This is a genomic window from Dyadobacter chenwenxiniae, assembly GCF_022869785.1.
Taxonomy (GTDB): domain Bacteria; phylum Bacteroidota; class Bacteroidia; order Cytophagales; family Spirosomataceae; genus Dyadobacter; species Dyadobacter chenwenxiniae.
In genome coordinates, this window is record NZ_CP094997.1 from 6,255,733 (window position 1) to 6,277,642 (window position 21,910).

Here is a 21,910-nt window from a genome sequence, read left to right on the forward strand (position 1 = left end):
TTTACTTAAAAATGGACTATAAAAGCAGGTCAGTGCTTGCCATAAGTAGCCTGAAAAACGTCTCGTTTAGTAATATCAAAGGTTGTACACACAAACGGATCTGATTTTGGAAAACACTGAAATGAAGGAGAAGCTGGCCATAAATGGCGGACCAAAAGCGGTCAATAAGGAATTTTTATGGCCGATATTCGATGCCGGCGATGTAAATGCAGTCACCAGAATTGCTCAAAGCGGAAAATGGGGGAATCCCGACTGCGGAGACGAAGTCGCGAAGTTTGAAGAAGAGTTTGCTGCTTACTGCGGAGCCAAATATGCAATCACCTGCGTAAACGGATCCGTTTCGCTCCGACTTGCATTGATCGCCTGCGACGTGAAGCCCGGCGACGAAGTGATCGTACCACCGTATACGTTTATTACAACGGCTTCATCGGTAATCGAATGCAATTGCGTTCCAGTTTTTGTGGACATTGATCCCAACACCTATAACATTAGCCCCGCAGCTATTGAAGCGGCCATTACGGAGCGGACGAAAGCAATCATTCCCGTGCACTTCGGCGGCTTAGCCTGCGATATGGATGCAATTATGGACATTGCCAGAAAACATGGCTTGCGCGTTATCGAGGATGCAGCGCACGGGCATGGAGCGGAATACAAGGGCAAAAAACTGGGTTCCATTGGTGATGTAGGCAGTTTCAGTTTTCAATCTTCCAAAAACCTGACATCCGGTGAAGGCGGGATTGTGATCACCAACGACGACGAACTATATGCCATGATGCGTTCGCTGCGGAATGTCGGGCGGATCGAGGGTGGACAATGGTATGACCATTACAATCCGGGCTGCAATTACCGGATCACACAAATACAAGCCGTTCTGCTCTCGCAACAACTGAAAAGACTGGAAGCTCAGACCCGAAAACGGAACGATAATGGGCTATACTTGAACCACTTACTCTCAAAGGTTAAAGGGATCTCACCTTTGTCGCGTAACGAAGCGATCACCTTGCACTGTTACCACATTTATATTTTCAAATACGATCCTGCGGCTTTTGGTGGCCTGTCCAGAAATGATTTCGCGGCAATGCTTACAGCGGAAGGCGTGCCGAGTTTCAAAGGTTATCCTCATCCATTATATAAACAGCCCCTTTTTCAAAATAAAAATTTCATGTGCTACGCCATTCCGGACCACGTGGATTATACCCAGGTTTACTGCCCCAATGCAGAACAAGCATGCAGCTCAGACGCGGTCTGGATTTTACAGCATGCCTTGCTAGGTGAAAAAGAAGATATGGAAGCGTTTGTAAATGCCATTTTGAAGATTCAGACTTCGCAATTATGACAGGACGACATTAACTATCTAGTGATGAATCCACTATTTGGACAATAGATGCTATGATCCTCGCGGTAACCCAATTTGTCTGCTGCTCGCTTAATTCACCTAGAATAAACCCATGATCTTCGTTAAAGCTTGCCAGCGCATCTTCCAGAAAGAGGGTTTCAACTTCAATCCTGCGTTTGAAATTATTAGATTTAAGATGACCAGTTTTAGACAGCACATTGTTAAGCCGATTTGCCGTGATATAATTTCGAATTTCGTCAACGATAAATTCCAGATCCTGCGCGTGGGAGATAAAAGTGTTGTTATATGACCACTTTTCTGCCTGGTGAAATATGATAATCTCTTCAAATTCCGGATTCTTTAATTTTAGTATAGGCCTAGAAGTAATCTCATGATGCGGCGAAAAATCGATCGGTTTTAGAACGATACCCTCTATAAGATTCTTTTCAAGCTGCGGTAAACCAAGCTGTTCCGGTAAGAAGGAATCTAGTCTTATATCCAGATTCAATAATTCTTGAAGTCTTCCTGTTGCAAGGATTTTGGCATATAAAAAACCAAACCGGGAAAAATATTCAATGCATCTTAAATAGTCCAAGTATAGCCTAGTAGGCAATTTGTCATGTTCGATAGCAATGTCAAAAGCGCAAAATTCGATAGTAGGAGAATAATAAATCCCTGTCTGGATCGGCCGGATGCTGTCATCGGGAGCCACATTGGGGTGAGGATAAAGTCCTCCTACTAACTCGCCATATATGGTTATTTTTCTTGCTTTAAAATCTCTTTCCAGTTGTTCGAAAAGTTCCAGTATTTTGTTTTCGTTTCTACTTACAAATAACTGAAAGCCAAAAAAATCGTCCTTCCAGTTGAGATATCCTTTTCTCTTTGCAAACCGAAGCTTTTTATCAATATAGATAATGCTGAAATTTGCTCCATGCAGCTTTTCGGTTGCTATCCATTTGAATTTATAAACCAAATCGGCAGTCCGCTCATCTTGAATCAAACGCTGTAAATTGGAAGGGATTTTTTCGTATTCTGAGAATTTGTCCATAGTATGTGTATTAATGTTTGATTAACGCGGCCCCGCCGCGTTTCATTTCTTCCCGACCTGAACCCTAAACCCTTCACTGTGCGAGGTGAACTCGGGGGCGTACATGCATTGAATGGTTGTGATGCCGTTGCTGAAGTTGCCTTCTTGGTTGATGAAGAGCGGATATTCGAAGACGTAAGTGCCTCTTCTTAATGTGCTGAAAAAGAAATTGGTGCTGGCGTCTTTTGTGCTTTCGTAGTAACCCAGGCCGTCTTGCCACTTATAACTGCTGAGCACATTAACTGGCTCAAAACCAGAGGCGCGCATATCTTTCATGTGCACATATTCCATATCCCGGTCCGCGCGAAGCTCTATCCTGACTTTCACCTTATCGCCCACATGCACAACATCGCCTGCATTCACCGGCGTAAGCACCGGGCCATTATCCGAATTTTTTTCAATAAACAGCTTCTTAGACAGTTTAAGAGGCGTTTCAGAATGAGTAATTTTATCAAGATCTTCAAAATATTGCCAGTAAACTCCTCCCCATGATGGTGCACCGGATATGCTCTTTCCACCGCTTACCTGCACTTCAATGTTACCCATTTCCGGAGTTACGCTGTTTCCTTCCATGGCTATTTTGAAATAACCCGTTCCCGTTTCTATTTTTTTCGGTTCTATTTTAGTCTTATTCAGATAAACCGAGACGTTACGGTCATCCGCGATCCAGTTATTGCCGGTCATCAGCAAAGCGTAACAGGCTTCCGCTGTGGCTTTTGTGCTTTCCCAGTTGTTGGTTTGTTTGTTTTTCAAAAGCCAGGTCTTCATATCATTAACAGCTGTGGCATCATTTGAAATCTCCTGGAAAGCCTCAATCAGTAATGCCTGCTGCTCAACGGGCGCTTCGTACCACCACCAGCCGAGTTGGTTCGTTTTCCAATACATGCCCAACTCTTCGTTTACAATAGCCGTTTGTTTTAAAGATTTCAGGATTGCGGCAGGCGTTGTTTTGTCACCGGAGCGCTGCAATGCCAGGGCAATCATACCCTGCATATATTTGGTCTGAATGTTCCAGGTGACCTTGGCGCGCTCCAAGAAATAGCGATATGCTTTTTGGTGAGCACTTTGCACTTGCTGATTGGGAAAAAAGCTGCGCATATATAAATATTGAATCCCCGTTGCCGATGGCGTATATTCTTTCAGGTTGGATTTTCGTTTGATCAGATCATTGTAATCGTCGTTCATCCGGGCGTCCAGGTAAGGGATTGCGGTTTCAATAATGGTCGAGAGCGCTTCCTCCTGACTCTTTTGCACAGCATCAGACTTGCGTAAATGCCCGATTCCACTCACGATATACTGCGTCATATAACGGTCGTCCGGGCCGCCTTTGAACCATGCGAAGCTTCCGTCGGGATTTTGCAACTGCCTTAGTTTTTCAATGGCGCTGCTCAATTCATTTGTCATCCGCAAAAGATCGAAGAGCAACGCAATGTTCTTTTTTTGCTCTGCTTCTGTTTTTGCTGCGAGCACCCAGGGTGTTTCTTCCAAAAGCAATGATTTCAATTCCGGGTTCTTTTGAAGATTGCTCAGCAAAGCTGTGGTGTCGCTTTTGCGCCAGGTTTCGAACACTTTGGCAATTCCGGACGAGCTTGCCACAATGTTGGCGGCCATGGAATTGGCATAATAGCGGTTCCAGGTTTGTTCCGCACAGTCGTACGGGTATTCCATCAGATAAGGCAGCGCCTGGACTGCATACCACGCCGGATTGCTGGTATATTCGACGGTTAAGGACTGATTGGTAAGCGTTTTCGATTTAGCGGAATTGATCAGCTTTTCCATTTTGAATTGCTTGCTTCCAGTCCCGCGCATAGCCAATGGCAATGTCTCGGTTACCAAAGTGCGGTTGGACAAAACAGGCAATGTATTTTCCTCCCCGTCGGAAAGATTTCCCGCGCTGGCAACCATACGCCAGGTGATTGTTTTCGAATATGTTTTGGGTATACCAATGGCAAATTGCGCCACCGTACTTTGCCCGGCAGCAACATTAAAATCCTTTGCATTTCCCACATTTGCGAATAATGCGTCGTTAGTTTCATTGCTTTCAGTATCAAACAATTGCAATGAAACTTTTCCATTTAAAGCGCGATCAGACAAGTTGACCACTTTCGTAGCGAATGTAATCTGATCACCTTCGCGCAAAAATCTGGGCGGATTAGGCTGCACCATGAGTTCTTTCTGCGTAACAATTTCTTTGCTGCTGTAACCAAATGCGAGCTCTTTTGTATGCACCAAAGCCTGGAACTTCCAGCGTGTTAATGCTTCGGGCATGGTAAATGAAAATGTAATACTGCCATCTTTGTCCGTTTTCAGATCGGGGAGGAAGAATGCGGTTTCATTGAAGTTTTTCCGGGGTGATGGTGATGGGGTTTCTTTTTTGTTTTGAAGAGATTTTTGAACTTCATAACCCACCGTTACAACCTCATTCATCGCCGAAGCATCCTGGCCCATGGTTTTTTCTGCAATCACGGATTCCTTTATTTCTTCGTCATGTTTCACTTCCATAGGAACACTCATGGACATGACTCGACTACGCCCGCCCCTGCCCGGCACGCGTTCCAAAAATTGTATTTGTACTGCATTTATTGAAATCAAGTCGTCGTATCGCTTCTGAAAACTTTTATAGCGAGCATAAGGCACATTGAAGGCTAGCGCGTCTTTTTGCCTAAAACTGAGCCCATTGCCCCATCGGGATAACCCAGATGCAACCGGCCAATGCGCTGGCTTCGACCATTGATGCGGATAAAACTGATCAAGCGACGCGTCGTACATGCTGGCGAGCATTTCAGCAGCCACTTTGTCCTGCTTGTAACCAGAAATCTTTACAGTCCACTTTTCGGCACTTCCCGGCAATGTTTTGTCACGAAAGGTCTGATACTCAATTTTCAGATCCTTGTTCGTCCAGGGGACATTTACAAGATCCTGATATTGATGCACGCGGTTGTGTTTTACAAACATAAAATCAACACCAAATCCGCCTCGGTCTGCCTCAGATGCGGTAATGTCGAATGTTCGCCTTTCAGCATTTAGTTTATAAAATGAAAAATTATCGGGACTTGATTTTTTGCCCGAACTGCTGATGACAAATGCATTTTCCGCGGCTGTCGCAACCTTGATTGTCGTTTTTTGTCCTGGCTCAATCGTTTCACTGCCTTCTGCGGAAATGTATTGTGGATAAATAATGCTGTTCTGTTTGTGATCAATCAGTTCAATGTATCTGACATCTTTAATTGCTGCATTACTATCGTCTTTTGTAAAGATCTCAATCTTGTAAAATCCGGCATCAAAATCTGTTTTGTCCAGGTTAAACGGTTGATTCTCTTTCAGCTGAGCTGTTTTTTCAAATACAATATTTTGCTCCGGCCAGCTTTCCTTTTCCGTTTCCTTGTCATATTCGTCATTCGGGAAAGCCTTGACAAATTCTGTTTTGGTCATCACAAATAGATCCGGGCGCTGCCAGTAACGCGGCTTGATCAGTCTTTTTTCCGGGGAAAGACGCGCAATTTTTACAGTCACCGGCGCCGTAACAAATTGTCCATTCATGTTTTCAGTGCGGATTTTCAGGCTTCCCAGGCTGTCAGCCGAAGCTTTTTCAGCAATGTCCACTTTTAGTAAAAGGGACTTATAACCCACCGAAACCACGGTTTGTGCGCTTCTGGTTTCTCCGTTAATGTCCGTCACATCCGCATATACGGTATAGGCAAACACCGGATCACGCTTTTTATCTGTTTTTAAATTGGGAATGGCTTCAAAGTGGACATTGAATTTTCCAAAGGCATCGGTTATTGTTTCGCCGTGCGCAATTTCCTGTGGTTCGGCCGAAGGATAATAGCGGGTCCTGAACAGCCAGGGATATAAAAATCGCTCACTCCGGACGACCCGGTAGACCACTTTTGCGCCATCGATCTGGTTGCCAGCATAAGCGGTCCCCGTTCCTGTCACTGTAATGGAGTCGCCTAACTTATAGGAATTGCTTAATGTGTCGAATTCAACTGCAAATCGTGGCCGCTTATATTCTTCGACATGAAATGTAACAATGTGCTCATCATGGGCCACGAGCGAAAACTGCCCGTTAAGCGAGCCGGCAGGAAGGACAAATGACCCGGAAAAACTACCAAATTCGTTGACAGTCCTGGTTGCTTTTCCGATCACTTCGTCATTAGTATTTTTGAGTTCAATCTCGATCTTCTCTGTCTGATCTTGAAGTATATCCTTTCCTTTGGTGGCAATTCCCTTATAGTAAATGGTTTGCCCGGGCCGGTACAAACTGCGGTCCGAAAAAAGATACATTTTTAGCTCGTCCTGATCCGGTTCCGGATCGTTGAAAGTATTATAGTAGGTGCGTGTATCTTCCCGGATAAACAAATGGTCGTTTCCATGTGCAATTTCCAGCATCTGGCTTTGTGATTGCGCTTCTTTCCTTACTTTTTCCTTGAAATAACCATTTTTGTCAGCCACATAAGAATGTCCTTTCTGCTGAATGTAACTTCTTGATTGATAATCATATTTTGTATTCCAAACAGTAACATGGGCACCAACGAGCGGCTGCCCGGTTTCCCGGTTCAGTATAAAATAATCCGCTTCCCGCTGCACATAACCAATGTTGCTCACATACAGCAGCTTAATACCAACCACCGACCTGCTTTCATTGAATCCTGCGTCAGGGCTGGCGATCAATACGTATTCGCCGGCGGGAAGTGCATCCACCTTGATTTCCACGGCGTGCTGCTGAAAATCCCTGGTATCCGGCAGCTTTTGCTCCCAGGATCTTATTGAAGAGGTGCCAGCAAGCACTCTGAGAGTTTCATGAATGTCGTTTTTCTCGAAGTTTTTCTTGATTTCCCCGGTAGCCTTTACAATTTTCAAAAACAGCTTGCTGAGATTCCTGCTTTCTACGAAAGCCAAAAAAGGCTTGTCAGGAATATTAACTTGCTCCGTAGTGAACTGCAATTCTTGCCTTTTAATGGTATTAAGCAAGTTATAGGCATTAACTCCACCTTCCGTTTCCGGATTTTCTTTCATGATTTTTTCACAAATCTCAGCGGCCTTAACGCGCTCAAAACGGTTGGCAGTGTCGCTGTCAGGTTTGAAAAAACTTCCTTTTTGCTCATGATTAAAAGCTTTCATGTACCAGACCTGCGCGGCGGCGGGCGTTCGTTGATATTGGTCTGCTAAATGGCTCAGGGATATGTAGTATAGCTCGTCCGTGTCGGGATGGACAGACTTTTGACGGACAAATTGAAGGCGCTGTAAATCAATGTCGATCAGTGCGTCGGGCTGGGGATCATTGATGTGAAATGCGATGAGTTTCTGATATAACAGAAGTCCGAAAAATTCAAGAGAAGCGCTGTCTTTTGTTTCGAATTTCCGGTGTATAAAATCAGCGGCTGGATCAAATGCAGCGGCCTGGTTAATTTCGAACTTATAGGAAGGCCTTTTGATGTCGCGCTCGTCGGAAGCAAAGTATTGCAAGGCCTTTTGCGTGAGCAGATCATACAATGTCGGGCGTAACTTCCGTGTATTTCCTTTGGTGATGATCGCATCAAATGCGTCGAGCCTGGTTTGTTTGAGCAGTGTTTCATCGGCAATGGAAGACAGGTAAAGTGAGGATATTTTGTCATGAAAATCCTCTGTTGTCCAGGTGCTGACATCGTCTTTTTTGAAATTTGCCGTTGCAGTCCGTTGATAGACCTGCCAGCGGATTTCCTGAAAATAGCTGTAATAGGCAGATGCAAGCAAATTGGTCAGGATGGCTTTTGCTGCGCCGCGGCTCTCCCGAACTTCCTTTTCCAGCTCCTTGATAGCGGCCGCTTGCTGGTCTTCCCGCGTATCGATCTGTAAGTTGACCATGTAAACAGCAGCTTTAATGACCTGCGCTTCCTGATTTTCTTTTTTTGCTAAATCATAAATTTTCCTGACCTCCCCGAGCGCGGATTTAGGCAGGTTTTTCTGCTGGTGCCCTTCAACTATTTTCCATTGCGACTCATAATTTTTGATCTTGCTTTGCGCGTGCGTGTACATAGGAAGGTAACATATTAACAGGATGATGAAATAGTGGAAGCAATGTCGGAATGTCGTCATGGGGTTTGTCGGACGAATTGAAGTTTTGCGAAAATCAGCGTTTTTAATTGCTGAGCTCATTTTGCTAAATATACTGGAAAGTGGAAATGTTTTTGAAACCATTTACCCGGCGGCGGTTTTAAAGCCTCGAACTTCATCAGAATTTAACATTCACCAAAAGTAAAAAACGAACAGATTGCCGCTTTGTACAATATGAAGTATCTTTAATAAACCCTGTTGAAGAAATATAATTTATTAATATTCCAATTGAACGAAATTTATTTGAATTGATATGCGTACGATAATGCTGGTTGGAGGGATAATCATTGTGCTGGTGCTGGGAAAGCTGTTTGTGTTTTCCAAGCCTGGAAAGGATAAGCCCTCGGGAGGCGAAAGGCAGTGGCAGTGGAAATTCGGTCGGCGGTGCAGTGCCCGTGAATGTATATGTTGTAAAAAGAGAATCTATTGAAAACCAAATATTTGCATCTGGCACAGTCATTCCTAATGAAGAAGTGAATGTCATGGCGGAAGCATCGGGCAGGTTGGTTAAATTGAATATTCAGGAAGGCGCGTACATTGAAAAAGGTCAACTGATTGGAAAGATCAACGACCGGGAGCTGCAAGCGCAATTACAAAAAGTGTCTTATAACCAAGAGCTTACCAGGAAAATAGAAGCGCGTCAGAAGAAATTGCTGAATGTTGAAGCGATCAATCTGGAAGAATACGATGTGACTTCAAATAATATCAGGATTCTGGAGGCTGAGAAGGAGGTTCTGGCAGCACAGCTGGAGAAAACGGAGATCAGGGCACCATTCAGTGGGCGGATCGGATTAAAATACATTAGTGAAGGCGCATATCTGGCTCCGGGTACGCCCATCGTAACCATTGTGCAGAGCAATCCGGTGAAGGTTGATTTTACCGTTCCTGAAAAGTATGCACCGAACATCAGAGTAGGCAATGTCGTGAAGTTCAGTCTGGACGGCGATCCATCTACTTATCGTGCTAAAATCCTTGCGATAGATCCGAAAGTGGAGGAAAGTCTGCGTACGCTGAAAGTGCGGGCGACAGCACCCAATCCTTCGGGCCGGTTCGTGCCGGGTATGTTTGTTAAAATCCTGGCGGACCTGGATGCTAATAAATCGGCCATGATGATCCCTACCGAGGCAATAGTGCCGGTTTTGAAGGGTAAAAAAGTGTTTGTTGTGAAAAACGGCAAGGCGCAGGAAGCAATGGTTGTAACGGGGTTGCGGACGGATAAGAAAGTTCAGGTAATCGAAGGTTTGCAGCCAGGTGACTCGCTGATCACATCGGGAATTATCGCTATCAAGCCTAATACGGTCGTGCGGGTGAACTGAGGAAGGAATCGTGAACTTGTCAACAAATGAATGTCAGCCGACATTAATCTCCAATTATGAGTATATCAACACTCTCTATCAAGCGGCCGGTTCTGGCGATTGTCATGAACCTGCTGATCATATTATTCGGATTTCTGGGATATAAATTTTTGGGGATGAGGGAGTTCCCTTCCATTGACCCGCCTGTGGTTTCTATTCGGACGAGTTACACGGGAGCCAACGCGGATATTATTGAATCTCAAATTACGGAACCACTTGAAAAACAGCTTAACAGCATCGAAGGAATCAAGTCGATCAACTCTACGAGCAGCCAGGGAACAAGTCAGATAACGGTTGAATTTGACATTGGCGTGGATATGGAGCGCGCCGCTAATGACGTGCGGGACAAGGTCGGCTCGGCTTCACGCACATTGCCATTGGATATCGACGGGCCGCCGGTTGTTGCCAAAGCAGATGCTAACTCCGAGCCGATCATTGTGCTTACATTTAAAAGCGATACGCGGTCCCATTTGGAAGTGAGTGATTATGCGGAGAATGTGATCGCGCAGCGTTTGCAGACCATTGAAGGCGTGAGTGAGATCCGGATTTTTGGCCAGAAGAAATACGCAATGCGTATCTGGATGGATCCGATCAAAATGGCTTCACTCGGCATCACCACGCAGGATGTGAAGGTCGCGCTGGATAGGGAAAATGTTGAACTTCCCAGTGGAAAACTGGCAGGAGACAACACGGAACTTACCGTAAAAACGATTGGAAGGTTTCGGACGGAAGAGGATTTTAATGAATTGATCATTAAAAATTCTGCTACACAAACCATTCATTTAAAGGACATTGGTTACGCAGCCCTGGGTCCCGAAAACGAAGAAACGATCCTGCGGCTGGATAATGTTCCCATGATCGGTCTGGCGATTTCTCCTATGCCGGGTGCGAATTATCTCAACATTGCGGAAGAGGTTAACAAGCGGATGGCGGACATTAAAAGAGAGCTTCCCAAAGACTATCAGCTTGATACACTGATTGATAACACCATATTCGTTGAGCGTTCGATTGAAGAAGTGGGTGAAACGCTGCTCATTGCCATCGTACTGGTTGTGATTATCATTTACCTGTTTTTCCGCGACTGGCTGATTGCTTTCCGTCCGTTGATAGACATTCCGGTTTCGCTGATCGGGACGTTTTTTGTGATGTACATTATGGGATTTTCGATCAATGTGCTCACGCTGCTGGCCATTGTTCTGGCGACCGGACTTGTGGTGGATGATGGGATTGTCGTCACGGAGAATATTTTCAAAAAGATAGAGCAGGGGATGGGGCCTATCGAGGCAGCCATAAAAGGCGCGAATGAGATCATTTTCGCAGTTTTATCCACCTCGATCACATTGGCGTCTGTTTTCCTTCCCGTTATTTTTATGGAGGGTTTTGTCGGCAAGCTTTTTCGGGAATTCGGAATTGTGATCTCAGCAGCCGTTTTGATCTCGGCCTTCGTATCCCTGACGCTGACGCCGATGTTGAATGCTTATCTGGTTCGCAAGACGCATAAAAAAAGCTGGTTCTATGAAAAGACTGAGCCGTTTTTTGTGAGCATAACCAATAACTATGGCAATGCGCTGGCCAAATTCCTGAAAATGCGCTGGGTGGCCATTCCCATTGTTGCTTTAACTGTGGGCATGATCTGGTTTTTTGGAAAAGGCCTGCAATCTGAACTTGCCCCGTTGGATGATCGCAATTGGTTCAGGATCAATATGACAGCGCCGGAAGGGTCTTCATTTGAATTCACAGACCGCTACGTGCAGGAAGTGGGGCAAATGCTGATGGATTCCATGCCGGGCAAGAAAGGCCTAATGCTGATCACGTCTCCCGGAAATTCCGGCCTGGGCGCAGCAAATACAGGCAGTGGGCGGATTGCATTGGTTGATAAAAAAGATCGTAAAGAATCGCAGCAGGAAATTGCCGATTATATCAATCAGAAATTAAAGTCAATGCCGGATGCAAAGTCATTCGTTGTGCAGCAGCAAACCATTTCAGTGGATTCTCGCGGTGGATTGCCGATCCAGTACGTGATCCAGGCACCGGATTTTGAAAAGCTGCGGGAATATCTTCCCAAATTCATGGAAGAGGCCTCCAATGATCCCACATTCGCCATCACGGATGTTAATTTGAAGTTCAGCAAACCGGAGATCCAGATCGCGATCGACCGTGAAAAGGCGAAATCGCTGGGTGTAACAGTTCAGGATGTAGCACAAACGATGCAGCTTGCCTTTGCTGGGCAGCGTTTCGGCTATTTCACTATGAATGGCCGTCAATATCAGGTGATCGGGCAATACGACCGCGCGAACCGCGATGAACCTTTGGATTTGAAAAGTATGTTTGTGAAGACGGCAAACGGAAGTCTGGTCCAGTTGGACAACATTGTGAAAGCGGAAGAAGAAAGCAGCCCACCGCAACTTTTCCACTACAACCGTTACATGAGCGCAACGGTGCAGGCAGCATTGGCACCAGGTAAAACCATTGGCGACGGCATTGCGGCCATGGACCGGATCAGGGATAAGTTGAAAGATGAATCCATCCAGACATCATTAAGCGGTTCTTCACGGGATTATGCAGAAAGCTCATCGAACACGATGTTCTCCTTTTTCTTAGCATTGATATTGATCTATTTTATCCTGGCAGGCCAGTTTGAAAGTTTTGTCGATCCGTTTATCATCATGTTTACCGTGCCGCTAGCTATCGGAGGCGCGGTGTTCTCGCTTTGGTTTTTTGATCAGACGTTAAACATTTTCAGCCAGATCGGAATGATCATGCTGATTGGGTTGGTAACTAAAAACGGGATCCTGATTGTGGAGTTTGCTAACCAGCTGCGTGAAAAAGGCCTCGGCATTCAGGAGGCGGTTCTCGAAGCAGCCACATTACGTTTCAGGCCGATCCTGATGACCAGTCTCGCAACGATCCTGGGCGCATTGCCGATTGCTATGGCGCTGGGTTCAGCGGGCAAAAGCCGGATGTCGATGGGGATTGTGATTATGGGCGGGCTACTTTTCTCGCTGGTGCTCACATTATACGTGATCCCAGCCATTTATACATTCTTCTCCAGGCCCAAGGATTTCGAGAAAATGAAAATGATCGAGCAGGTGGCGCGCGAAAGTGAAATGACAGACCCGGTCTGAATCAGGCCCTGCCCATGCTTTTGAGCATCCTGACGTGTGAGCCTAATGCATGGGTAAAGTTCTCTTTGGCATTGTAATCCAACCCGAACTCCTGCGCGGTCGCCTGTACAATGGGCGATAATGCATGATAATGAATGTGGGAAATGGATGGAAACAAATGATGTTCGATCTGGTAATCCAGGCCACCAATGTACCATGATAAAAAGCGGTTTCTTCCCGCAAAATTGGACGTCGTTTGCAACTGATGCACCGCCCAGGCATTTTCCACACACCCCGAATCAGTCGGCTTCGGCTGATCAACACCCTCTACTACGTGCGCCATTTGGAAAATAGTGCTCAGAATCATCCCGGCGGTGCAATGCATGGCCATGAATCCAAGAAACCATTGTCCGAATGTGAGCGAGGTGAAGTAAAGCGGGATCACGCAAATGAACAATAGGTAAGCCAGTTTGGTAATCACCAGTCTGATGAGCTCTTCCCGTGGAAAGGGCTTGGTCATGCCGGACTCTGACATCTTATTAAAAAGTGAAATTTCCTTGAAATCCTTCCACAGGAATGACAGGGTCATCAGGCTATATAAAAAGAATGCGTAAATGTGCTGGAAACGGTGAATTCGTTTCTGTTTTTCCTGAAAAGAAAGGCGCAATAAGAACTTTCCCGTGATGTCTTCATCCACTTCGTGAATGTTGGTGTAAGTATGATGCAGTCTGTTGTGTTGCACTTCCCAGTTATAGGCATTGCCGCCCAAAAGGTAAATAGAAGCCCCAAAGAGCTTGTTCACCACGTGGGAAGTAGCCAACGAGCCGTGTATGGCATCATGCATGACCGACATACCCACACCTGCCACGCCAAATCCCATCACGATGGTCATCAGGAACATGGAAAGGTTGGAAAAATTACCCGTAAGTATGAGTGTGTAGGGGATCAGATACAGGCTCAGCATAAAGACTGCCTTGTAAATGATCTTTTTGCCACCCGATTTGCAAATGTTATTAGAAGAAAAATACTGATCAACCCGTTGACGAAGCGTAGGGAAAAATGTGCTTTTACCCGCGTTGGTAAACTTGATTTTTTGGTATTGCATATAAATGGAGTGACGAAGTTTCTTGATAAAGATGATTAACACAGCCTCTCAGAAACGCAAATATCCAGGTTTTATTCGGAAAATGTAGGGATTAATTACAAATTCAGATCAATATTTTGAAAACAGAATATTATCAAAATATTATCAATGTTTTTTGCAGGGGCAAAAAATAAGGCCGGTGATTAACCGGCCTTAGTATTAAAAGCATTTGTAATTACAGTGTAAATTTTTCCTTGATTGCATCGACGAAATCAAGTTTTTCCCACGTAAACAACTCTACTTCAACCTCTTTCTCCTCACCATTGGCGCCTTTGAAAGATTTTTTAACAACTTCATTTTTACGGCCCATGTGACCATAAGCGGCTGTTTCGGAATAGATTGGATTACGCAGTTTCAAGCGTTGCTCAATTGCATACGGACGAAGATCAAAAATTTCACCGATCTTCAAAGCAATCTCGCCGTCGGTGCCGGATACTTTGGATGTTCCGTAAGTATTGACGTACAAACCGCAAGGTTCAGCTACACCAATTGCATAGGAAACCTGCACGAGCACTTCATCGCAAAGTCCTGATGCCACCATATTTTTGGCAATGTGGCGTGTGGCATAGGCAGCTGAGCGGTCCACTTTGGAAGGATCTTTTCCTGAGAACGCGCCACCACCGTGTGCACCTTTTCCGCCGTAAGTGTCAACGATAATTTTACGTCCGGTAAGTCCGGTGTCTCCGTGCGGGCCACCTATTACGAACTTGCCCGTCGGGTTAATGTGGAATGTGATGTCTCCGGTGAACAGTTCTTGCAGTTCAGGAGTAAGCTTAGCTTTCACACGTGGGATCACAATATTGATCACATCCGCTTTGATCTTTGCCAGCATGTCCGCTTCGGAATCAAAATCATCATGTTGTGTAGAAACAACAATTGTATCAATGCGCAAAGGCACATTTTCATCGCTATACTCGATCGTAACCTGGGACTTAGCATCCGGGCGGAGATAAGGGATCAGGCTGGATTCGTTGTTTCTGATCGCAGACATTTCCTGCAATATCTTATGCGCAAGGTCCAATGCCAGTGGCATGTAGTTGTCAGTTTCACGCGTTGCATAGCCAAACATCATTCCCTGGTCGCCGGCACCCTGCGCATTTGCTTTTTCTTCAAAGCTCTCTGAAGCAACGGCACGGTCAACACCCTGGTTAATGTCTGCACTCTGATCGTGAATGGCTGATAATATACCGCAGGAATTGGCTTCAAACATGTATTCACTCTTCGTGTATCCGATTTTTCTAATAACATCGCGTGTTATTTTCTGAACATCCAGATAAGTGTTTGTTTTAACTTCACCCGCTAAAACGACCTGGCCGGTTGTTACCAAAGTTTCGCAGGCTACCTTACTATTAGTGTCCCAAGCTAAGAAGTTATCAATTAAAGCATCTGATATTTGATCGGCGACCTTGTCAGGATGTCCTTCAGATACGGACTCCGAGGTGAATAAGTATGGCATAAATTGAAAATGTTAATTCCTTAAAAACGATCTGTTGAGTGTGCGGATTGAAAGAACAAAATTGAACTTTTTTGGGAGACTAAACAAATTTTGTATTTATTATCAATAATAATTAATTGATTAAAATATGCCCCCATTCCTCTATTTGACCAAAATCGGTCTAAAAAACGACCTAAATATTATTATATATCAATAATGTGTAAGTTGTCGTTCTAACCTGTTAAAATGCGGAAAGCCTATTCTCATTGAGAACAGGCTTTTCTGCTTGTATAACATATCATATCAAATCGGAACATTCACATGGCGTTCCGCATGGTAACTTGATCTGACCAACGGTCCGGACTCTACGTATTTAAGTCCGCGTTTCAGACCTTCTTCTCTGTAATTATCGAACATTTCAGGAGTGATCCATTCGATCACTTCGTGGTGCATTTTAGTGGGTTGCAGATATTGTCCTAAAGTCAGGATGTCCAGACCATTTGCCGCAAGATCGTCCATGGCCTTATGCACTTCGTCCTGCGTTTCACCGAGTCCTAGCATAATCCCGGATTTGGTGCGCTGACCGTAGGCTTTTGTTCTTCTGATCTGTTCCAGGCTCCTTTCGTACTTGGCCTGAGGACGTACCGCACGGTATAAACGTTCCACCGTTTCCATATTGTGCGAAACAACTTCCTGGCCCGCTTCAATCATGTGGATTAATGCATCCCAGTTGTTTTTAACGTCGGGAATCAATGTTTCAATGGTCGTTTCCGGCGTATTCTCTTTGACTTGCATTACCGTCTGATACCAGATTTCAGCGCCTCGGTCTTTCAATTCGTCCCGGTTAACGGACGTAATTACAGCATGCTTAACCTGCATAAGCTTGATAGCCTCTGCTACGCGTCGCGGTTCGTCAACATCATATTCATTAGGGCGACCTGTGGCCACCGCGCAAAAGCTGCAACTTCTCGTGCAAACATTGCCCAGGATCATAAAGGTGGCTGTTCCCGCGCCCCAGCATTCGCCCATATTCGGGCAGCTTCCGCTTTCGCAGATTGTATGCAATTTATAATTATCAACCAGTTGCCTTACTTTCCGAAACTCTGGTCCGGCTGGCAGCTTAACCCTCAACCAATCTGGTCTTTTCTTGCGCTCCGAGGGAATAACAGGTAATTCAATCATATATATTGGTAATCTCCGACAGCCTGGTTTGAATATCAACCTGTCAATTGCTAATTTATTTATCGCTTTTTGCTTCCAAAATACAACGTCAGATAGCCCGAAGTGAAGAAGCTTCTGTTTTCGGCGAATGCCATGATTTGAACTTTTCTTGTAAATGCTTCCGCTATAAAACCAATTTCAACACCCGTCACATTTTCACGAAAAGCGCTTAATTCAAAACTCATTGCCGTTTTTACATGCAAGCCGGGAACAATTTTAGTTTGTCCGAACCCCTGGAAAAAGCTTCCCGCGCCCACAATTCCGGTCGTTTGCGTGCTTCCGGCGTGTTTCACAGGATCAAATGGCTCCGTAACGACACGTCCGTCTGAGCTTTGAAACTGAACCATATACGGTTTTTCCAATCCTAATGATGGTCCCGCTGCCAGGATTCCACTAATTGAAATTCCCTCATCATCTTGTCTGCTAAATAATGTTAGTTCCCTTCCGTATTCGGGCCTCAGGACGAAAAGGTAATTCTGCTTGCCGTAAACCAGCCTTGCTCCCGTAACAAAGTCCTGCTGGGAAAGCTCTTTCGGATGTTTTACATTGACCAGTTCGAGGGCCAGATATCTGTATTGGTTTTTGCCAAATAATTTTGAACCTAAGGCAGAAGATTGCCTGAAAACGGCACCTCCCAGGATTCCTGAATTGGTGTTTGTGGTAACTCCAAATGAAGTAAAGGATTTATAGCTCTCTTCATTGTCCTCAGCCTTCGCCCGACGTTGCGCATATATATCTGTTGATAATGCAAACAGAATAGATACTGATAGTAAAAATTTTACACGCATCATATATTTAGATCTAAATCCCTGTTACAAATTGGAAGTGTCGTATGAACAGTGAAAGTACAAAATTCTACTGTAAGGCCGCTGAATATCGCCACCACTTTAACGGTTTTTTGTACATTTATGTTCTTTAAACCGGAAAAGAAATAAAAAAGCCCGCCAGCTGTCCCGTGCTTCCGGGATTTTTCGAAATAAACTTTTTGCTAATCTTCTTTTAATCAGAGTCTTTTGTTCGAAGTTATCTATCAAAGCGCAGTCAGCACCGTCGCCTCCTTGATGCGCGTTGCAGCTTTATTCAATCGTAAAATTAAGCTTGGTGTTGTGGGTCGCGATGGGTTGCTGGAGGAAATGGAAAGTGGGTTTCAAAAGTTGGTCAACGGACGTTCCGTGGCTTGGTTTCATGCGGCTTCGTTAGGGGAATTTGAACAGGGCAGGCCGGTTATAGAAGCCTATAAAGCACAGTTTCCCAATCATTTTATTCTCCTGACATTCTTTTCCCCGTCCGGATATGAGGTTAGGAAAAATTATAACGGTGCAGATTACATCTGTTACATGCCGTGGGACACAGCATCTAATGCAAGACGTTTCGTTGAAATCGTTCAGCCGAAAATTGCGTTCTTCATCAAATATGAATTTTGGCACAATTACCTCACTGAGCTGAAAAGGAGTGGGGCGCGCATTATATCCTTCTCCACGATCTTTCGTCCGGACCAGATCTTTTTCAAAAAGAGAGGCGGATTTTTCAAGAGAATGCTCTACGCCTTTGATCATATTTTTGTACAAAACCAACAATCTCTCGCCTTGCTTCATGGCATAGGCGTGCGGCATTGCAGCCTGGCCGGTGACACCCGGTTCGACCGCGTTTCTGCGATTGCACAGCATGTGAAAAATCTGTCTGAGGCTGCGGATTTCAGGGATAATAAGTTCTGTTTGATTGTCGGATCGGCATGGGAAGCTGATATGCAGGTTCTTATTCCCGTCTTGAATCATTTCAGAGGAGCCCTTAAAGCGATTGTTGCTCCGCATGAAATCCATAAGGATGAGATTGAGCAGTGGCGCAAAAGCCTGAAAGGGAAAACGCTTTTATACTCGGAGTTGGCCATTGATATTCATAGCAAGGAATATGATTATCTTGTGATTGATAATATTGGAATGCTTTCCTCTTTGTACCAGTATGGCGATATGGCTTACATTGGCGGGGCTTTTGGTTCGGGCCTGCACAACATCCTGGAAGCGGCAACTTTTGGCATTCCCATCACTTTTGGAAATAAGCGCTACCACAAGTTCCAGGAAGCGGTTGATCTGATCAACAGGAAGGGCGCTGTTGCGGTGGCAGATAAAGACGATTTGATAGCCGTTGCAGATCAGTGGATTTCATCTCCCGACACCAGGAAAGCGGCGGGTAATGTCAACAAAAATTACATTGCGGAAGGCGTTGGTTCGACAGCCTTGATACTCAGTGAAGTCAAGAAAATGCTGGGCTGAATTAATGCTTTGTAAAAGTAATAATTCAGCCCGGAACCATATTTTCAGGAAAATTCCTTTGCGATCAGGTGCTCAAACAAATGCGCCTGGGTGCCTAATAAACGGGCTTTTGCGCCTAATTTGGAGACGTGAATGGACAATGAGTTTTTGAAATCCGAAAGGCAATATTTATTAATCGCCTGCTCAATCGGATTAGAAATAAATGGTCCGGCTTCCGCCAATAATCCTCCTACGATAATGACTTCGGGATTGAAAAGATGAACGGCAGTTGCCAGTCCTTTGCCCAGTTCCGTTCCAACGGTGCTCAATAAATCAATAGAAAATTCGTCGCCCGCATGCACCGCTTCTATAATGTGAGAAGTGTCCAGCAGATCCAGGTTATTATTGACGATTTGAGACAAAATAGTTGCTTTTCCACTATTGATGCCCTCTTTCGCGCGCCTAATCAGCGCAATGGCGGAAGTGATGGTATCCAGGCAGCCGATTTTACCACAGTGGCATAAAAGTCCGTCAGGTTTTACCTGAATGTGGCCAAGCTCGCCTGCAAATCCCGATGCGCCGTTGAAAACTTCACCATTAATGATAATCCCCAAACCCACACCCCAATCAATGTTGATGGTCAGGACCTGAGATTTTTCCCGGGCAAAACCAAATCTGTGCTCGCCGATCGTCGTCGCTTTTGTATCATTAAAAAGGCAAACCGGCAGCTTGAAATGTTTTTTTAAATGCGAAACCAGCGGAACGCCGGGAGGAGTAAGGTTCAGGTAAGTCAGGTTTATTCCCTGTGAAGAATTGATAAGGCCCGGCATCGAAACACCTATGCCCCATAACTTACTGACGTTGATATTGTTAGATTTGAGAAAGTCGTCGCTGGCTGCGAAAAGCTGATCAAGGAATGTGGAAGAATCGTCGAGCCGGATGTCCACTTTCCGCTTTAAAATCAGCTGGTTATGCAGATCGAAAATAACAAGTTGCGTGTCATGGCGGTTGATGTCCATAATCAGCGTAAGGTATTTTTTTGCATTTAACCCATATAGCACCGGAGGCCTGCCTGCACGTGCCGGACCAGTTCCGGTTTCAATGATCCAACCTTCGCGGATAAGCTCATTCACAATGCCCGTTGCAGAAGGGATGCTGGCATGGAACAGGCGTGCCATTTTGTTGATTGAAGTATCGCCGGATTGATATAAATGAAGCAATAAATTACTTCTGATACGGTTCTTGCGAATATCAATGACCGAATTCGGTTCTTCTACAACTAAGTCCATTATGTGGAGTGTAAATATATTTTGTTATAAAGGCTTATTTAAAATTCTTATGATTGTCTGATACTAATGTATGCAAAAACAATTTAAGTAGATTAAATATTAAAAAATATTATTATCGTTACGTACCGCTGGCAAATAAAAACAGAGGCTATGTAAAAACTACTTAATTTTATTTGGCTGATTTAAGCATATACGGCAGTATAATGTGAAACTCCGGTTAAATTCGCTATTTGCAAAAAAAGACGGAATGGATTTAGTTAAAGGATTGGTTTTGCGGTCGACTGGTTCATGGTATGACGTGCGGGACAGCCGCGACGGGCATATCTGGCAGTGCAGGTTGAAGGGAAAGTTTAAGGCGTTGGGGTTGAAAGTTACGAACCCGATTGCCGTAGGTGATTATGTGCGGTTTGAAGCGGAAGATGAAACGCAGAATTTTGGAATTATACATGAAATAATGCCCCGGGAAAATTACGTCGTACGGCGCTCGGTGCACAAAACCGCACATGCACATTTGATCGCCGCCAATGTTGATCAGGCCATTCTGATCGCCACATTGGTTTTCCCAAGGACTTCTCTGGGTTTTATAGACCGGTTTTTGGTCGCCATTGAGTCGTTCCGAATTCCTGGTGTCGTAATATTTAACAAGCAGGATTTGCTCAATGATGATATGAAGGACTTTCAGGCGGAACTGATGGAACTTTACGAAAGCCTGGGTTATAAATGCATGGCCACAACAGCCGTCAGCCAGGAGGGGCTTGAAGATTTTGCAGCATTGTTGAAAGGGAAAGTTTCTTTGCTTTCGGGGCATTCGGGCGTTGGAAAATCCACATTGGTAAATGCCATTGCGCCGAATCTCGACATTAAAACGCAAGAAGTTTCCACATTCGCTAACAAGGGCGTGCACACGACAACATTCGCTGAAATGTTCGAGCTCGAACCGGGTACATTCATCATTGATTCACCCGGAATTAAGGAGCTGGGCCTTTCCGACATGAAGCCGGAGGAAATCAGCCATTACTTTCCTGAAATGCGGGAATTGCTAAATCAATGTCGTTTTAATAATTGTCAGCATATCAACGAGCCTGGATGTGCGGTAAAAGATGCGGTTTCGGATGGTGAGATCGCGATCAGTCGTTACGAAAGTTACCTGAGTATGGTTGGTGGTGCAGACAATCGAAAATAGACACGGATGAAAAATGTCGAGCACATTGGAATTGCGGTTAAGGAGCTGGAAGAAGCTGAAAAATTGTTTTCAAATCTCTTCAATTCCCGGCCATACAAGCGAGAAACAGTCGCTTCCGAAGGTGTTTTGACTTCGTTTTTTCAGGTTAATCAAACAAAAATAGAGCTTCTACAATCCACAGACCCGGATGGCGTCATTGCGAGGTTTATCGAGAAAAAAGGGGAGGGGTTTCATCATGTCGCGTTTGAAGTAGACGACATTGTTGCTGAAATGGCCCGCCTAAAAAAAGAAGGTTTCACCTTGTTAAGTGAAACCCCCAAACCCGGAGCGGACAATAAACTCGTTTGTTTTCTGCATCCAAAATCTACGAATGGAATGCTGATCGAGCTTTGTCAGGAAATCAAATCCTGA

General features: G+C 44.9%; 13 protein-coding genes. 6 read left to right on the forward strand and 7 right to left on the reverse strand.

What is annotated here, in order from left to right:
• The first annotated feature begins 121 nt into the window (after nt 1-121).
• Complete coding sequence (locus tag MUK70_RS26855; protein ID WP_234657124.1) at nt 122-1,336, forward strand: DegT/DnrJ/EryC1/StrS family aminotransferase; 1,215 nt, start codon at nt 122-124, stop codon at nt 1,334-1,336.
• A gap of 10 nt (nt 1,337-1,346) precedes the next feature.
• Here the strand turns inward: MUK70_RS26855 and MUK70_RS26860 are convergent, their stop codons facing one another.
• The gene (locus MUK70_RS26860; protein WP_234656806.1) at nt 1,347-2,384 is read right to left on the reverse strand and encodes an RNA ligase family protein; all 1,038 of its coding nucleotides are present in this window, start codon (nt 2,382-2,384) and stop codon (nt 1,347-1,349) included.
• A gap of 42 nt (nt 2,385-2,426) precedes the next feature.
• Nucleotides 2,427-8,441 carry an alpha-2-macroglobulin family protein gene (locus MUK70_RS26865; RefSeq protein WP_234656807.1) on the reverse strand — a complete coding sequence of 2,005 codons (6,015 nt, stop codon included), beginning with the start codon at nt 8,439-8,441 and terminating at the stop codon, nt 2,427-2,429.
• A gap of 389 nt (nt 8,442-8,830) precedes the next feature.
• Here MUK70_RS26865 and MUK70_RS26870 point away from each other — a divergent pair, with 389 nt between their 5' ends.
• Entirely contained in the window at nt 8,831-9,835 is a 1,005-nt protein-coding gene (locus tag MUK70_RS26870; protein WP_244784550.1) for an efflux RND transporter periplasmic adaptor subunit, read from the forward strand.
• 56 nt (nt 9,836-9,891) lie between these two features.
• The gene (locus tag MUK70_RS26875) at nt 9,892-12,999 is read left to right on the forward strand and encodes an efflux RND transporter permease subunit (protein WP_234656809.1); all 3,108 of its coding nucleotides are present in this window, start codon (nt 9,892-9,894) and stop codon (nt 12,997-12,999) included.
• Between the two features lies 1 nt (nt 13,000).
• Here the strand turns inward: MUK70_RS26875 and MUK70_RS26880 are convergent, their stop codons facing one another.
• The 4 genes from MUK70_RS26880 to MUK70_RS26895 form a co-directional block, all read right to left on the reverse strand.
• Complete coding sequence (locus MUK70_RS26880; RefSeq protein WP_234656810.1) at nt 13,001-14,083, reverse strand: fatty acid desaturase family protein; 1,083 nt, start codon at nt 14,081-14,083, stop codon at nt 13,001-13,003.
• Nucleotides 14,084-14,297: 214 nt separating this feature from the next.
• The gene (metK, locus tag MUK70_RS26885) at nt 14,298-15,578 is read right to left on the reverse strand and encodes a methionine adenosyltransferase (RefSeq protein WP_234656811.1); all 1,281 of its coding nucleotides are present in this window, start codon (nt 15,576-15,578) and stop codon (nt 14,298-14,300) included.
• Between the two features lie 282 nt (nt 15,579-15,860).
• Complete coding sequence (lipA, locus tag MUK70_RS26890) at nt 15,861-16,739, reverse strand: lipoyl synthase (RefSeq protein ID WP_234656812.1); 879 nt, start codon at nt 16,737-16,739, stop codon at nt 15,861-15,863.
• A gap of 59 nt (nt 16,740-16,798) precedes the next feature.
• Entirely contained in the window at nt 16,799-17,569 is a 771-nt protein-coding gene (locus MUK70_RS26895; RefSeq protein WP_082215826.1) for a hypothetical protein, read from the reverse strand.
• 222 nt (nt 17,570-17,791) lie between these two features.
• Here MUK70_RS26895 and MUK70_RS26900 point away from each other — a divergent pair, with 222 nt between their 5' ends.
• A complete protein-coding gene (locus MUK70_RS26900) occupies nt 17,792-19,048 on the forward strand; it encodes a 3-deoxy-D-manno-octulosonic acid transferase (protein WP_234656813.1) in 1,257 nt (418 codons plus the stop codon).
• Nucleotides 19,049-19,092: 44 nt separating this feature from the next.
• On the opposite strand, the gene MUK70_RS26905 is transcribed toward MUK70_RS26900, so the two are convergent.
• Complete coding sequence (locus tag MUK70_RS26905) at nt 19,093-20,316, reverse strand: ROK family transcriptional regulator (protein WP_234656814.1); 1,224 nt, start codon at nt 20,314-20,316, stop codon at nt 19,093-19,095.
• Between the two features lie 247 nt (nt 20,317-20,563).
• Between MUK70_RS26905 and rsgA the strand changes: the two genes are divergently transcribed.
• Both rsgA and mce read left to right on the forward strand, forming a co-directional pair.
• Nucleotides 20,564-21,499 carry a ribosome small subunit-dependent GTPase A gene (gene rsgA, locus MUK70_RS26910; RefSeq protein ID WP_234608387.1) on the forward strand — a complete coding sequence of 312 codons (936 nt, stop codon included), beginning with the start codon at nt 20,564-20,566 and terminating at the stop codon, nt 21,497-21,499.
• A 6-nt stretch (nt 21,500-21,505) separates the two neighbouring features.
• A complete protein-coding gene (gene mce, locus MUK70_RS26915; protein ID WP_234656815.1) occupies nt 21,506-21,910 on the forward strand; it encodes a methylmalonyl-CoA epimerase in 405 nt (134 codons plus the stop codon).

Bases quoted from the DNA above. Each gene is read 5' to 3' on its own strand.
- MUK70_RS26855 (WP_234657124.1), top strand. From the start codon at position 122: ATGAAGGAGAAGCTGGCCATAAATGGCGGACCAAAAGCGGTCAATAAG.
- MUK70_RS26860 (WP_234656806.1), bottom strand. From the start codon at position 2,384: ATGGACAAATTCTCAGAATACGAAAAAATCCCTTCCAATTTACAGCGT.
- MUK70_RS26865 (WP_234656807.1), bottom strand. From the start codon at position 8,441: ATGTACACGCACGCGCAAAGCAAGATCAAAAATTATGAGTCGCAATGG.
- MUK70_RS26875 (WP_234656809.1), top strand. From the start codon at position 9,892: ATGAGTATATCAACACTCTCTATCAAGCGGCCGGTTCTGGCGATTGTC.
- MUK70_RS26880 (WP_234656810.1), bottom strand. From the start codon at position 14,083: ATGCAATACCAAAAAATCAAGTTTACCAACGCGGGTAAAAGCACATTT.
- metK (WP_234656811.1), bottom strand. From the start codon at position 15,578: ATGCCATACTTATTCACCTCGGAGTCCGTATCTGAAGGACATCCTGAC.
- lipA (WP_234656812.1), bottom strand. From the start codon at position 16,739: ATGATTGAATTACCTGTTATTCCCTCGGAGCGCAAGAAAAGACCAGAT.
- MUK70_RS26895 (WP_082215826.1), bottom strand. From the start codon at position 17,569: ATGATGCGTGTAAAATTTTTACTATCAGTATCTATTCTGTTTGCATTA.
- MUK70_RS26905 (WP_234656814.1), bottom strand. From the start codon at position 20,316: ATGGACTTAGTTGTAGAAGAACCGAATTCGGTCATTGATATTCGCAAG.
- rsgA (WP_234608387.1), top strand. From the start codon at position 20,564: ATGGATTTAGTTAAAGGATTGGTTTTGCGGTCGACTGGTTCATGGTAT.
- mce (WP_234656815.1), top strand. From the start codon at position 21,506: ATGAAAAATGTCGAGCACATTGGAATTGCGGTTAAGGAGCTGGAAGAA.